This window comes from Planosporangium mesophilum (assembly GCF_016863255.1).
Classification (GTDB): Bacteria; Actinomycetota; Actinomycetes; order Mycobacteriales; family Micromonosporaceae; genus Planosporangium; species Planosporangium mesophilum.
In genome coordinates this window covers 38,033-51,220 of sequence record NZ_BOON01000024.1, presented here as the reverse complement: position 1 = coordinate 51,220, position 13,188 = coordinate 38,033, and the positions used below count along the sequence as shown (strand labels likewise).

The 13,188-nt window shown below is 72.4% G+C and carries 10 protein-coding genes; 6 read left to right on the top strand and 4 right to left on the bottom strand.

The features are described 5' to 3' along the window. Positions 1-71: 71 nt before the first annotated feature. Positions 72-1,250, top strand: coding sequence for an acyltransferase family protein (locus Pme01_RS13000; protein ID WP_168117590.1), 1,179 nt, complete (start codon positions 72-74; stop codon positions 1,248-1,250). On the opposite strand, the gene Pme01_RS12995 is transcribed toward Pme01_RS13000, so the two are convergent. Then, positions 1,237-3,420, bottom strand: coding sequence for a putative bifunctional diguanylate cyclase/phosphodiesterase (locus Pme01_RS12995; RefSeq protein WP_239088200.1), 2,184 nt, complete (start codon positions 3,418-3,420; stop codon positions 1,237-1,239). The genes Pme01_RS13000 and Pme01_RS12995 overlap by 14 nt on opposite strands. A 340-nt stretch (positions 3,421-3,760) precedes the next feature. Between Pme01_RS12995 and Pme01_RS12990 the strand changes: the two genes are divergently transcribed. Together Pme01_RS12990 and ligD are read left to right on the top strand one after the other, a co-directional pair. Beyond that, positions 3,761-5,152: an alpha,alpha-trehalose-phosphate synthase (UDP-forming) gene (locus Pme01_RS12990; protein ID WP_168117591.1), complete on the top strand. Its 1,392-nt coding sequence runs from the start codon at positions 3,761-3,763 to the stop codon at positions 5,150-5,152. 91 nt (positions 5,153-5,243) lie between these two features. Next, complete coding sequence (ligD, locus tag Pme01_RS12985; protein ID WP_168117630.1) at positions 5,244-6,173, top strand: non-homologous end-joining DNA ligase; 930 nt, start codon at positions 5,244-5,246, stop codon at positions 6,171-6,173. A 13-nt stretch (positions 6,174-6,186) separates the two neighbouring features. On the opposite strand, the gene Pme01_RS12980 is transcribed toward ligD, so the two are convergent. Both Pme01_RS12980 and Pme01_RS12975 read right to left on the bottom strand, forming a co-directional pair. Continuing rightward, complete coding sequence (locus tag Pme01_RS12980; RefSeq protein WP_168117592.1) at positions 6,187-6,450, bottom strand: UBP-type zinc finger domain-containing protein; 264 nt, start codon at positions 6,448-6,450, stop codon at positions 6,187-6,189. After that, positions 6,451-8,040 (bottom strand): Na+/H+ antiporter, encoded by a 1,590-nt coding sequence (locus Pme01_RS12975; protein ID WP_168117593.1) that lies wholly within the window; start codon positions 8,038-8,040, stop codon positions 6,451-6,453. It abuts the gene before it with no gap. Positions 8,041-8,092: 52 nt separating this feature from the next. Here Pme01_RS12975 and Pme01_RS12970 point away from each other — a divergent pair, with 52 nt between their 5' ends. From Pme01_RS12970 to Pme01_RS12960, 3 genes are all read left to right on the top strand, one after another. Then, positions 8,093-8,944: a polyphosphate kinase 2 family protein gene (locus Pme01_RS12970; protein WP_168117594.1), complete on the top strand. Its 852-nt coding sequence runs from the start codon at positions 8,093-8,095 to the stop codon at positions 8,942-8,944. 20 nt (positions 8,945-8,964) lie between these two features. Further along, complete coding sequence (locus tag Pme01_RS12965; protein WP_168117595.1) at positions 8,965-9,984, top strand: lactonase family protein; 1,020 nt, start codon at positions 8,965-8,967, stop codon at positions 9,982-9,984. 74 nt (positions 9,985-10,058) lie between these two features. Then, the gene (locus Pme01_RS12960) at positions 10,059-11,531 is read left to right on the top strand and encodes an amino acid permease (RefSeq protein WP_168117596.1); all 1,473 of its coding nucleotides are present in this window, start codon (positions 10,059-10,061) and stop codon (positions 11,529-11,531) included. On the opposite strand, the gene Pme01_RS12955 is transcribed toward Pme01_RS12960, so the two are convergent. Then, on the bottom strand, positions 11,528-13,012 hold the full coding sequence (locus tag Pme01_RS12955) for an amidase (protein WP_203935592.1): 1,485 nt from the start codon (positions 13,010-13,012) through the stop codon (positions 11,528-11,530). The genes Pme01_RS12960 and Pme01_RS12955 overlap by 4 nt on opposite strands. Between the last annotated feature and the right edge of the window lie 176 nt (positions 13,013-13,188).

The following is a 13,188-nucleotide window of genomic DNA, read 5'->3' as shown; positions in this document are numbered from 1 at the left end:
GCACGACTGAAAGCCGCGAAACGCTCTTTCGCGGCGTGCCCGGCTAACGACGAACGAGGGGACGTGGGCCTGTGTCGCCCTCCCGCGATGGAGGCCTGATCTCATCCGGTACGTCGGGTACCGCCACCCTCGGCGTACCGGATGCGCCCGAGCCCTCACGCGGCGAGCCGTCACCGGCCCGCGCACCGGCCCGCAGCGTGTACTTCGACGTGCTGCGGGTCCTCGCGATCCTGCGCGTGGTCGCGTACCACAGTCTCGGCCTCGCCTGGTTGACGATCGTCTTCCCGGCCGTCGGGGTGATGTTCGCGCTGGCCGGCTCGTTGATGGCGGCGTCGCTGGACCGCGCCGGCCCGGTCGCGGTCGGCCGGCGGCTGCGCCGCCTGCTCCCCCCGCTCTGGATGCTCGCCGCGGTCTGCGTACCGGTCATGGTCGTCGGTGGCATGCGGCTGGACTGGTCAGCCCTGCTGTGGCTGTTCCCGGTGGACAACCCGCCCGCCAACTCCTGGGGTGCGGCGACGCTCGGCATGATCTGGTACCTCCGGCAGTACCTGTGGTTCGTGCTGCTCTCGCCGCTCGCCCTGGTGGCGTTCCGCCGCTGGCCGGCGATCACCCTGGCGGTGCCGCTGGCGCTGCTGGTCGGCCTCACCCTGACCGGCGTCAAGGCGCCGGCCCCGATCGCCGACCTGGCCCTGTACGGCGACTGCTGGCTGCTCGGCTTCGCCCAGCACGACGGGCTGCTGCGCCGGCTGCGCCGCTCCACGCTGCTGCTCACGGTCGGCGGCCTGGCCACCGCCGGCGCCGCCTGGTTCCTGACCCACCCGGGCGGCCGCGGCTACGACCTCAACGACATCCCGCTCGGCAACGCGCTCTGGTCGACGGCGTTCCTGCTGGTCCTGCTCGGCCTCGCGCCGACGAACGGGTGGCGGGTGCGCCCCCGGGCGGCCGGGCTGCTGGCTGCGTTCAACAGCCGGGTGATGACGGTGTACCTGTGGCACCAGACGGCGATCGGGGTCGTCGTGCTCGTCGCGGGCCGCTGGCGGTTCGACCTGACCGGCGTCAGCGGCCGGCTGCTCCTGCTCAGTGGCGTGGTCACGCTGGTCGTGGTGGCCGTCGGGTGCTTCGGCTGGGTGGAGGACGTGGCCGCCCGGCGCCGCCCGGCCCTGCTGCCCGACGGACTCCGGCGCCCGGTCCGCCGGTGCGCCGGACCTGCCCCGGCGATGGCCGAGGCCTCGTACGCTACCCGCGGGTGATCATCGCGGTTATCTGCTCCGGCGGCCCGGGGTGGGCGTAGAAGAAGCCCTGCCCGGAGTCGCAGTCCACCGCCCGCAGCCGGTCCGCCTGCATCCTGGTCTCCACGCCTTCGGCGGTCACCGTCAGATCGAGCGCGTGCGCGAGCTGTACCAGCGTCGCGACCATCCGCTCGCCGGCCCGGTCGACCCGACCGGGGTCGCGGCCGGAGGTGCGCAGCCCGTCGACGAACGAGCCGGCGAGCTTGATCGCCTGTACCGGCAGGGTACGCAGGTAGGTCAGGTTGGAGTAGCCGGTACCGAAGTCGTCGATCGCGATCCGCACGCCCATCTCGGCCAGCTTGGTCAACGCGGCGAGCGGCTCGTGGCCGGGCCCGATCAGCGCGCTCTCGGTCAGCTCGAGCTGGAGGCACTCCGGTTCGAGGCGGGTGCGCGCCAGGATGGCGGCGACGTCGTCGACCAGGCTCGGCTCCTGCGCCTGCCGTACGGCGAGGTTGACGCTGATCAGCGGTGCCGCGTCGCCGGCGAGGTCGAGCCAGCGGCGGCCCTGCCGGCAGGCCTCCTCCAGGACCCACAGGCCGAGCGGGACGATCATCCCCGTCTCCTCGGCCAGGCTCACGAACCGGTCCGGCCCGAGCAGGCCGAGCCGGGGATGCCGCCACCGCACCAGCGCCTCGGCGCCGACGACCGTCTCGCCGCCGCACAGCACCAGCGGCTGGTACTCCAGCAGGAACTCGCCGCGCTCCAGCGCGCCGGGCATCGACGCGGAGAGCTCGTACCTGGCCACCTCGCGGTCGGTACGGTCGGCGTCGAACAGCGCCCACTTACCCTTGCCGTCGGCCTTGGCCCAGTACAGCGTGATGTCGGCGGCCCGCATCAACTCGGACGGCGTGGTGGAGGCGCAGGCCCGGTCGACGATGCCGATGCTCGCCGAGATCGCCAGCCGGTGCCCGCCGGCGCCGACCGGCTCGGTCAGCGCCGCCAGCACCGCCTCGGCGAGCGCGACGACGTCCTGGGTCGACGGGTGGTCGTGCACCAGGATCACGAACTCGTCGCCGCCCATCCGGGCGACGAGGTGGCCGGCCCGGGACACGCACTCGTGCAGCCGGTGCGCCACGGCCACCAGCAGCTCGTCGCCGATGTCGTGGCCGAAGCTGTCGTTGACCGCCTTGAACCCGTCGAGGTCGATGTAGCACACCGCGACCCGCTGCCGGCTGTCCGCCGAGGCGAACAGCTCGTAGAGGCGGTCGAAGAGCAGGGTGCGGTTGGGCAGCCCGGTGAGCGGGTCGTGGGTGGCCTGGTGGCGGAGCCGGGTCTGCAGGTGGTGCCGGTCCGTCACGTCCTCGACCATGATCGTCTGGAACCGCGGCTCGCCGCGCTCGTCGCGGATGAGGGAGGCCGCCAGGTGCGCCCAGAGCACCTGACCGTCCCGGCGGTACAGCCGCTGGTCGGTGCGGACACGATCGTGCTCGGAGCGGCCGAGCTGCGCGAACAGGTCGGCGACGCCGGCCACGTCGGTACCGGGCACGAAGTCAACGATCGCCCGACCGCACAGCTCGTCCCGGCTGTATCCGATCATCTCGGCCAGGGTCGCGTTGGCGTCGACCAGGCGGCCGTCCAGGTCGGCGATGCCGATACCGAAGGCGGAGCCGGCGAACACCGCCCGGAAGCGCGCCTCGGCGGCCCGCAGCGCCGCCTCGGTGTCGGACCGGGCGACCGCCGCCGCGGCCCTGATCTCCTCCTGCGCGTCGAGTGTGCGCTCGCACAGCGCCTCGGTGAACCCCTCGGCGAGCGCGCCGAGCAGTCGCAGATGCCGGCCGTCGGCCGGCTGTGCCAGCCCACTGCCCAGCACCTCGACGGTGCAGCCGAGCGCTCCGCCCCCGGTGATGCCGGCCAGCACCAGGTCGGCCCCGACGCGTCGGCCCGGCCCGGGGTCGAACGGCTCCGCCGCCAGCGCGCCTGCCATCCGCTTGACGAGATCGTGCAGTACCTCGCGCAGCCGCACCGGGCTCATGGGCACGTAGCCGGCATCATTGATCGCCTGCGCCCAGCGATGGGTGACGGCGTCGAGATCCACCCGCTCCCCGGCGACCGCGACCGCCCCGTCCGACCGTTCCAGCCATACGCCGTCACGCGACCCACCCGGGCGCCCCATAGACCGACGGCTCGTCACGCGAGAAGCGTAGGGGGTGCGTGGTCGTCGGCGGTACCCGCTAGTTCGTCCAATCCCGCCGACGGGTCAGGCGTAGCGGTGCGAAGTGGACGTTACCCCGGAGTTGTGCACGGCGGAACCCGCTCCCCCGCCGGATTGCGCCAATGTGAGATTCTCTCACGCGTACTCCACGTAAGCGTTTGCTCGCCGTATGGTGTCCAGGTACCCGCACTCAGCGACGCCCGCGATCGTTTCATGATCGCGACCCGACCGCGCCTACGGTCAACGCCGACCGGCGATCCAGATCACGTTTGGTGAACACCGGTCGCGGAAATAGACCGGGGAAAACGGAGAGGCAGCCGTGAGCGAGCAGTACCGGTTCGTCGTCGTAGCCAATCGCCTGCCGGTCGATGAGATCGTCGACGACGACGGTAAGCGGGCGTGGACCCGGAGTCCAGGGGGTCTGGTCAGCGCCCTCCAGCCGACCGTACGGGCCCGGCGGGGCGCGTGGATCGGCTGGGCGGGCGGGACCGGCGAGGCGCCGGAGCCGTTCGCGCTCGACGGCATGTGGCTGCACCCGATCGCCCTGACCCAGCAGGAGCTGGACCACTACTACGAGGGCGAGTCCAACGCCACGATCTGGCCGCTCTACCACGACGCGGTCGAGACGCCCGCGTTCCACCGGCACTGGCGCGAGGCGTACCGGCGGGTGAACCAGCGCTTCGCCGAGGCCGCCGCCGAGCTGGCCGCGCCCGGCGCGGTGGTCTGGGTACACGACTACCAGCTGCAGCTCGTACCGGCGATGCTCCGCGAGCTACGCCCCGACCTGCGGATCGGCTTCTTCCTGCACATCCCGTTCCCGCCGGTCGAGCTCTTCATGCAGCTGCCGTGGCGGACCCAGATCCTCAAGGGACTGCTCGGCGCCGATCTCGTCGGCTTCCAGCGCCCCGGCGGCGCCGAGAACTTCCTGCGGCTGACCCACAACCTCGGGCTGGAGCCCGAGGGCGACCGCGTCGTCGTCGACGGGCGCACGGTCACCGCCCGGGCCTTCCCGATCTCGATCGACGTGGACGAGATGGAGAAGCTCGCGGCCGACCCGCACATCCGGCAGCGGGCCAAGCAGCTCAGCGAGGAGCTGGGCGGCCACCGGCGGCTGCTGCTCGGCGTGGACCGGCTCGACTACACCAAGGGCATCGAGCACCGGCTCAAGGCGTACCGCGAACTGCTGGCGGAGGGGCGACTGTCCAATCAGGACGTCGCGCTGGTACAGGTGGCGACGCCGAGCCGGCTGCGGGTCGCCCAGTACCGCCAGCTGCGCGAGCGCGTCGAGCGCGAGGTGGGCCGCATCAACGGCGAGTTCGGCGAGGTGGGCCTGGCGCCGGTGCACTACCTCTTCCGCTCCTACGACCGGGAAGAACTGCTCGCGCTGTACCTGGCCGCCGACGTGATGGTGGTGACCCCGCTGCGGGACGGCATGAACCTGGTGGCCAAGGAGTACGTCGCCGCGCGTACCGACAACTCGGGCGCGCTGGTGCTCAGCGAGTTCACCGGGGCCGCCGCCGAGCTGCCCGAGGCGTTCGGAGTGAACCCGCACGACGTGGACGGGCTCAAGGAGGCGTTCGTGGCGGCGCTCGAGACCCCGGCGGAGGAGCTGGGTGAGCGGATGCGGCGGATGCGCGAGCACGTGTGCGCCCACGACGTCGGCCGGTGGGCCAGGGAGTTCCTGGACGCGCTGGGCGAGCCGCCGGGCTAGCGAGGCGCCGGACGACCCCGCGAACTAGCGTGATTTGACCGTTTCAACCTCATAGTCCCGGTTTCTTGTTCATGATCGGGACGTGCAGCCGATGCTGGCCACCGCCGGACCGGTACCGACCGGGCCGGAGTGGGCCTTCGAGTTCAAGTGGGACGGCGTCCGCGCCCTGGTGGAGGCGCGCGGCACGGGCGTCCGCGCGTACAGCCGCAACGGGCGCGACATCACCGCCGGCTACCCGGAGCTCGCCGCGGTGGCCGACGCCCTCGCGGGCCGCGACGCGGTGATCGACGGGGAGCTCGTCGCCGCCGGCCCGACCGGCGTACCCGACTTCTCCACCCTGCAGCAGCGCATGCACGTCCGGAACCCGTCGGCCCGCCTGGTCACGGGCGTACCGGTCGGACTGTACGTGTTCGACGTGCTGGCCCTCGACGGCGAGCCGACCGTCGACCTGCCGTACCGGCAGCGCCGCGACCTGCTGGCCGACCTGAACCTCGCCGGGCCGGTGGTCCACGCCCCGCCGCACTTCACCGGCGACGGCGAGGACGTGCTGGCCGCCGCCCGCGAGACCGGGCTGGAGGGCGTCGTCGCCAAACGGCTGGAGTCGCCGTACCGGCCGGGTGCGCGATCCCGCGACTGGATCAAGACGCCGATCACGCCGACCATGGAGGTCGTCGTGGTGGGCTGGAAACCGGGCGCGGGACGGCGTGCCGGCACGATCGGCTCGCTGCTGATGGGCGCCCACGACGGCGACGGGCGGCTGGTCTACCTCGGGCACGTCGGCACCGGCCTCACCCAGGCCGCCCTCGGCCTGCTGCTCGAGCGGCTCCGCCCACTGGCCCGCGACACCTCCCCGGTGGACGGCGCGGTGCCGCGCGAGTACACCCGCGAAGCCCGGTGGGTGTGGCCGGTGCTGGTCGGCGAGGTCGCCTACCGCACCGTCACACCCGACGGCCGGCTGCGCCACCCATCCTGGCGCGGGCTGCGTCCGGACCGCGACCCCGGCGAGGTCCGCCGGAACTGACCGCCGGGACTGATCAACCGGCCACCTCGTCCACGAAACACCAGCGCCAGTACTCCCCCGGCTCGAACGAGCGCACCACGGGGTGCCCGGTCGCGTCGAAGTGCCCGCCGGCGTGCTTGCGCGGCGACGAGTCGCAGCAGCCCACATACCCGCAGTCCAGGCAGAGCCGCAGGTGGACCCAGTCGGTGCGGCCCTCGGACAGGCAGCCGGCGCAGCCCTCGGCGGTGACGGGCGTCGGCTCGGAGGTGCCGAGCGCCTCGATGTGCGTACAGGTCATTCAGTCCTCCCGTTGCAGCAACGACTCCTCGAGGTCCATGTCGCGCTGCGCCCGGCGCAGCACCTCCTCGGGGATTCTCCCCTCGTCGCGGGCCAGCCGGAACACGTCGCGCTCCGCGTCGATCATGGCGAGCCGCAACCGGCTGTACGCCTCGGACGGCGTCTCCCGGCGCCGGCCGCCCAGCCGTTCCCAGGCCAGGTTGGAGCGGTCGGTGAGCATCGTCCGCAGCCGGTCGAGCACGGCCTCGGGTACCTCACCGTCCCGGTCGGCCTCCTTGTCCAGCCGCTCGTGGGCCGCCCGGGTCGCCGCCTGCTGCACCGTCGCCTCGGCGAGCGCGTCCCGCTTCGGGTCGTCGCGCGGGATGCGCAGCCACCGGACAATGGCCGGCAGGGTCACGCCCTGGAGCACGAGGGTGCCGACGATCACCGAGAAGGCCAGCCAGACGAACAGGTCACGAGGGTACGGCCTGCCGCCGGCGAGGGTCGGCGGCAGCGCGAGCGCCGCCGCGAGGGTGACCACCCCGCGCATCCCGGTCCAGGCGAGGATCGTCGGGTACTCCATCGGCGGCGCCGGGTCGCGCCGGCGGACCCGCGGCACGAGCCGGGTCAGGTAGGTCGCGGGGTACATCCAGACGAAGCGGGCCGCCACGACGACCGCGAGCACCGCCAGGGTGGCGTTGACGACCAGGCCGAGCCGGATGTCCGGGTTGGTCGCCAGGTCGTGCACGATGAACCGCAACTGCAGGCCGACCAGCAGGAAGACGATGCCTTCCAGCAGGAACTTGAGCATCCGCCAGAACGCCTCCATCTGCAGCCGGGAGGCGGCCGACATCAGCGTCGGGTACCGGTGGCCGAGGTACAGCCCGGTGACCACCACCGCGACGACGCCGGAGGCGTGCACCTGCTCGGCCGGCAGGTAGACCAGCCACGGCGCGAGCAGCGACACCGCGTTGTCGATCAGCGGCTCGTGGACCCGGCGGTGGACCCAGGCGAGGACGACCGCGCCGGTCCCACCGATCGCGACGCCACCGACGGCGGCGATCAGCGCGTCGCCCGTGACGCCGAGCGGCGTGAGGATGTGGCCGGTGGCGGCGGCGACCGCGACGCGGAACAGCACCAGCGCGGTCGCGTCGTTGACCAGGCTCTCGCCCTCGAGGATCGCGACGACGCGCCGGGGCAGGCCGATGCGGCGGGCCACCGCGGTCGCGGCGACCGCGTCGGGCGGGGCCACGATCGCGCCCAGTGCCATCGTGGCCGCGAGCGGGACGTCCGGCAGCAGCAGGTGGAGGGAGTACCCGACGGCCGCGGTGGTGAAGATCACGAGCCCGACCGCCAGCAGCAGGATGGGCCGCAGGTTGTACCGGAACGCCGGCACCGACGTCTCGACGGCCGCCACGTACAGCAGCGGCGGCAGCACGCCGATCAGCACGATCTCCGGATCGAGGCGCACCTGCGGGACGGCCGCGACGAACGAGAAGGCCAGGCCCACGACGACCAGCAGGATCGGCGCGAGCGCCCCGAGCCGGCGAGCCACGACCGAGACAGCCACGACGGTGGTTACCAGACCGACGATGACCAGCAGCAATGTCACCCGTTGAATCTACGTCCCGGACGGTGGCCGCACACTACGGCATGATCGGGGCATGGCGACCATCCGGGAACTTCTGCGGGTGCCGCACGGCGACACCGTCGACCTCGCGTCGGTGGACCCCCGGTCCACCCCGGGCCTGCCCGACATCCGCCGCCCGAAGGCGAAGGCGCGCGAGCAGCTCAGCCGCGTCGGCGACGAGCTTGCCGGGTACCAGGAGCGGCTGTACGCCCAGGCCAAGGCCGGTGGCACCGGCCGGCGGCTGCTGCTGGTCCTGCAGGCCATGGACTGCGGTGGCAAGGACGGCACGATCCGCAAGGTCATCGGCCGGCTCAACCCGCAGGGCGTCCACATCGTCAGCTTCGGGCCGCCGACGCCCGCCGAGCGCCGCCACCACTTCCTGTGGCGGGTGCGCCGGGAGGTGCCGCGGCCGGGGTACGTCGGGGTGTTCAACCGCTCGCACTACGAAGACGTCCTGGTCGCGCGGGTACGCGGGGCGGTGCCGGAGCGGATCTGGTCACGCCGCTACGACGAGATCAACTCGTTCGAGCGGGAGCTCGTCGACGAGCAGGTCACGATCATCAAGGTGATGCTGCACATCTCCCCCGATGAGCAGCGCAGGCGGCTGCGCGCCCGGTTGGAGGATCCGACGAAGTACTGGAAGTACGACCCGGCCGATCTGGAGGAGCGGCGGCACTGGGCGGACTACCAGGCCGCCTACGGCGACGCGCTCGGCCGTTGCTCGACCGACGAGGCACCCTGGTACGTCGTGCCGGCCGACCGCAAGTGGTACCGCGACTGGGCCGTGGCGCACCTGCTGCGCGAGACCCTCGCCGAGCTGGACCCGCACTACCCACCGCCCTCGGTCGACCTCGCGCGTGAGAAGGCGCGGCTCGCGGGCACCTGACTGCCGGGAGGTTGTCGCTCATGCTGATCTACGTCGGGTCGTACACGCCGGAGGCCGACGGCAAGGGCACCGGGATCTCGGTGTGGGACGCCCAGCTACGGCCGGCCGCGCCGACGGTCGCCCTGGCGGCCCCGTCCTGGCTGGTCGCGCACCCGACCGCGGCGGTGCTGTACGCGGTGAGTGAGCTCGAGATCGGCACGGTGACGGCGCTGTCGATCGCCCCCGACGGGACGCTGACGCCCCAGGCGCGGCAGCCCACCGACGGCGCCGCCCCGTGCCACCTCGACATCACCCCGGACGGGCGGTACCTGCTGTGCGCCAACTACGGCAGCGGCAGTGTCACCGTCCTCGCCGTCGACGACGACGGTACGCTCGCCGCCCCCACCGACCTGGTGCACCACCACGGCTGCGGGCCGGACCCGGAGCGGCAGGACGGCCCGCACGCCCACCAGGTGGTCACCTCCGGCGCCCCCGGCACCGACGTGACCGCCGTCGACCTCGGTACCGACACGCTGTACGGGTACCGGCTGGGCGCCGACGGGCGGCTGGCGCCGTCCTGGGAGACCGGCGCCGGCGCCGGGATCGGGCCCCGCCACCTCGTCACCGCCCCGACCGGTCGCCTGTACGTCACCGACGAGCTCTCCTCGACGGTCTCCGTCTACGACCCGGACCCGGCCACCGGAGGACTGCGACTGGTACAGCGCCGGCCGGCGACGCTGACGCCGCCCACCGAGCGCAACTACCCGGCGGAGATCGCGCTGTCGGCCGACGGACGATTCGTCTACGTCGGCAACCGCGGCAACGACACCGTGACCACGTTCGCGGTCGACGGCGAGGGGCTGACCGGCGTCGACGAGACGCCCTGCGGCGGGCGCTGGCCGCGCCATCTCGTGCTCGACGGCGACCTGATGTACGTGGCCAACCAGAACTCGCACACCGTGGCCGTGCTGCGCATCGACCCCGGTACCGGCGTGCCGAGCCTGACCGGTGCACGGATCGACGTACCCAGTCCGGCCTGCATCCTCATCCATCGGCCGTAATCTTTACGATCCGCGTTTCAACCCCCCTACCGCCCGGGCATGAACGGTGGCAATCGAGACAGGGTAGGTGGGCGGTGTCCATTTTCCGTACGAAACCGGTAGAGCAGTCGATCCGGGAGACCGACGATCCCGAGCGCAAGCTACGCCGCGATCTGTCCGCGGTGGATCTCGCCGCGTTCGGCATCGGGGTCATCGTCGGTACCGGCATCTTCGTACTGACCGGTCAGCAGGCGGCGATCAACGCCGGCCCGGCCATCGTCATCTCGTTCGTGATCGCCGGCATCGTCTGCGCCCTGGCCGCGATGTGCTACGCCGAGTTCGCCTCCACCGTGCCGGTGGCGGGGTCGGCGTACACGTTCGCGTACGCCACCCTCGGCGAGTTCATCGCCTGGATCATCGGCTGGGACCTGTGCCTGGAGCTGGCGCTCGGCGCCTCGGTCGTGTCGCGCGGCTGGTCGGCGTACCTCCAGCGACTGTTCGACCTGCCGACCTGGCTGGCCGGGGACAAGGCCATACCGGACTGGGGCGCGATCGGCATCGTCGCGCTCCTCGGCATCGTCATGATCGTCGGCGTGAAGGTGTCGAGCCGGCTCACCAACATCCTGGTCGCGGTCAAGCTCGCGGTGGTCCTGTTCGTGATCGGCCTGGGCGTGTTCTTCATCAAGGCCGCCAACTACCACCCGTTCATCCCGCCGGCCAGGCCGGCCGAGAAGGTCAGTGGCGGCGAAGAACCGCTGCTCCAGGTGATCGCCGGGGTGACGCCGCAGCACTTCGGCTGGTTCGGCATCCTGGCCGCGGCGGCGATCGTCTTCTTCGCCTACATCGGCTTCGACGTGGTCGCCACGACGGCCGAGGAGACCCGCAACCCGCAGCGGGACATGCCGCGCGGCATCATCGGCTCGCTCGCCGTCTGCGCCCTGCTGTACGTCGCCGTGTCGGCGGTCGTCACCGGCATGACCAAGTACACCAACCTGAACACCGGCGCGCCGCTGGCCAGAGCGTTCGACGAGGTGGGCCAGGGCTGGGCGGCCAATCTGATCTCGCTGGGCGCCATCTGCGGCATCACGACCGTGATCCTGGTGCTGATGCTGGGTCAGACCCGGGTGTTCTTCGCGATGTCGCGGGACGGCCTGCTGCCGCCCGTCGTGGGCAAGGTGCACCCCCGGTTCGGGACGCCCTGGGTCATCACGATCATCACCTGCGCGGTGGTCGCGGCCCTCGCCGGGTTCATCCCGCTGTCCGAGCTCTCCGAACTGACCAGCATCGGCACGCTCTTCGCGTTCGTGGTGGTCTCGATCGGAGTGGTCGTCCTGCGCCGTACCCGGCCGGACCTGCCGCGGGCGTTCCGGGCCCCCGGGGTGCCGTGGCTGCCCGCGCTGAGCGTCGCCGCGAGCGTCTGGCTGATGCTGAACCTGCCGGTGCAGACCTGGATCCGGTTCGTGGTCTGGATGGCCGTCGGGCTGGTGATCTACTTCCTGTACAGCCGCCGCAGCAGCCGGCTGCGCCACACCCGGGAGACGCCGGAGCCGGTCACCAGCTCCTCCTAGATCCTGGAAAGTTCGGCAGGTTCTCCGAGATCGGCAAGGTAGCGGGTCTTCGGCGGCGTCCAGCCGCCGAAGACCCGCTCCAGTTCCAGGGCGACCGCGATCGACACGTGGTCACGGCCGTGCCCGGCCACCACCTGTACGCCCAGTGGAAGCCCGTCGCGGTCCAGCCCCAGCGGGGTCTGGGTGACCGGCAGCCCGGCCAGGTTGAACGGCACCACATGGGCCAGCCACCACGGCCGCCCCACCGTACGGCCGTGACGGGGGGCGGCCGTCGCCAGCGGCGGCTCGAGCAGTACGCCGTCGCCGATCGCCTCCCTGAGCTCGACGGCGATCGTCTCGCCGGCCCTGATCAACTGCTCCGCCAGCCGGCGCGGTACCCGGGCCTGCGCCCGCTCGGCGACCAGCAGCAGCCGGGTCGCGACGGTGTGCGGACCACCCCGGCGCAGCAGCGCGCTCAGGCCGACCTCGCCGGCGCCGGCCGCGAACAGGAAGTCGCGGGCCCCGATGCCGGAACTGCGGGCCAGGGTCGTCAGGTACGCGTCGACGGCGCGGCGCAGCGCGGGCATCCGCCGGCGGCGTACCCGGGCCCCGGCGGCGGCGAGCGCACCGGCGGCCCGTTCCCGGGCCCACAGCATGTCGTCGCTGGCGACCAGCGGCCAGGACTCGTCGATGAGCAGGACCGGCAGGTCGCGCAGGGAGACGTCGGCGGGGTCGCCGAGGGCTGCCACGCCGGCGATCGGGTCCACCCCGTCGGGGCCGGCGATGACGCGCAGCAGCGGCATCAGGTCCTCGGCGCGGCGCGCGAGCGGCCCGTGCGCGAACAGCGGGCGGTTGCCGTCGTCACACGGCGGCCACGAGCCGGTGGCCGGCGACAGGCCGCGCGACGGCTTGTGGCCGAACACCCCGCAGCAGAACGACGGGATCCGGATGGAGCCGCCGATGTCCGAGCCGAGGCCGAACGGGGACGCGCCGCTGCCGACCACCGCGCCCTCTCCCCCGGACGAGCCGCCGGCGGTCCTCGACGGGTCGTACGGGTTGCGGGTACGCCCGTAGAGCCGGTTCTCGGTCTCCACCCATAAGCACAGCTCGGACGTGTTGGTCACGCCGAGCACGATCGCCCCGGCGTCGATGAGGCGCTGCGCGACCGGAGCGGAGGTCGCGGCCGGTACCCCGGCGCGCGCGACGACCCCGGCGGTGTTGGGCAGGCCGGCGACCGCCACCGACTCCTTGATCGTGCACGGCACGCCCAGCAGGGGCGGCAGCGGCTCGTCGGGCGCGGCCGCGGCGACCCGCGCGTCGGCGGCCGTCGCGGCCGCCCGGGCGGCGTCGAAGCGGTCCGCGACCAGGGCGTTGAGCGCCGGGTTGACCCGTCGGAGGGTGGCGATGTGCGCCTCCACCACCTCGACGGCGCTCGCGCGCCGATGCCGGATCGCGGTGGCCAGTTCGGAGGCTGACATGTCGGTGAAGACGCGCGTGCTCAAACCGACCTCCCGGGTCATTCGGTACGCAGACCAGCAAGGTACCGGCCGGTAACTTGCCTGCCAAGTACCGACTCTCCGAGGTCAGAAGGTCGAAATAATTAAGTTTCGATTAGTTCTCGACACCCCGTGAACCGGCCGCTGCCACCCCGCGTACTCCCCGACGTAAACGGATCGAT